The sequence below is a fragment of the Paraburkholderia oxyphila NBRC 105797 genome (assembly GCF_000685075.1).
In the GTDB taxonomy this organism is placed as follows: domain Bacteria; phylum Pseudomonadota; class Gammaproteobacteria; order Burkholderiales; family Burkholderiaceae; genus Paraburkholderia; species Paraburkholderia oxyphila.
On record NZ_BAYD01000279.1, the window covers coordinates 1 to 1,172 of the forward strand.

The 1,172-nt window shown below is 58.9% G+C and carries 1 protein-coding gene; it reads right to left on the reverse strand.

Annotated features, from left to right (window positions below):
* Position 1: 1 nt before the first annotated feature.
* Complete coding sequence (locus BO1_RS48920; protein WP_028223787.1) at positions 2-1,087, reverse strand: IS630 family transposase; 1,086 nt, start codon at positions 1,085-1,087, stop codon at positions 2-4.
* Positions 1,088-1,172 lie beyond the last annotated feature (85 nt).

The window sequence follows — 1,172 nt, forward strand, 5'->3', positions numbered from 1 at the left end:
CCTAGTGTCCCGAGTTAGAAATTCGTAGACAAAATCGCTTGACGCTGGCGAGGATGTCGTCGGCCGATTTGGTCCAGTTGAAAGGTCTCGGATCAGTGTTGTTGATCTGGATGTATTGGCGAATCGCCTGTTCGAGTTGCCGGGTTGAGCGATGAGTGCCACGGCGGATGTATGTCTCACTGAGCGTGGCAAACCATCGTTCGACCTGGTTAATCCACGAAGCAGAGGTGGGAGTGAAATGCGCATGGAAACGCGGATGGCGAGCCAGCCAGGTATTGATCGAGGAGGTCTTGTGCGTGCCGTAGTTATCCATCACCAGATGGACATCCAGTTGGGGTGGCACGTTGGCCTCGATGGTGCGCAGGAACTGCAGGAATTCACTGCTGCGATGACGCCGATGCAGTTCGCCAATGACTTCGCCCGTGGAGATGTCCAGCGCCGCGAACAGTGTGGTCGTGCCGTGGCGCATATAATCGTGCGTGCGTCGCTCAGGAATGCCCGGGGCCAACGGCAGCATAGGCTGGGTGCGGTCCAGCGCCTGGATCTGGCTCTTCTCGTCCACGCACAACACCATGGCCTTGAGCGGCGGGTCCAGATACAGCCCGACGATATCTCGCACCTTGTCGACGAAAAATGGATCAGTGGAGAGCTTGAAGGTCTCCTGCCGATGCGGCTGCAATCCGAAGGCACGCCAGATCCGCGACACGGCTGTCTGCGACATTCCCATCTCGCGGGCCATTGTTCGCGTGCTCCAGTGAGTCGCGCCCGTGGGCACGGATTCGAGCGTGCGTGCGACGACCGTCTCCACCTGCGCGTCCTCGATCGTCCTCGGTGCGCCCGGGCGCGGTGCATCGAGCAACCCGTCCACGCGGTGACTGATGAATCGTGAACGCCACTTCGAAACCGTATGCGAGGTGACACGTTGTCTTGTCGCGACCGTCTTGTTGTCGATCCCCTCGGCGCAAGCCAGCACAATACGCGCTCTCAGGGCAAGCGCCTGTGCCGTCTTGCGTCGCATCGTCAGCGCTATGAGCTGTTCGCGTTCCGACCCACTCAGAACCAGTGGCGCCTTCGGTCTTCCTCTCATCGTTGCCTCGCTTATCTGCGAACCTTGCAACCCAGGTTAGTACACAACGCAAATAAGGCAATGAATTTCTAACTCAGGACACTAG

What these genes read in the sequence shown, in the direction of transcription:
- BO1_RS48920 (WP_028223787.1), bottom strand. Translation starts at nt 1,087, where the DNA reads ATGAGAGGAAGACCGAAGGCGCCACTGGTTCTGAGTGGGTCGGAACGC.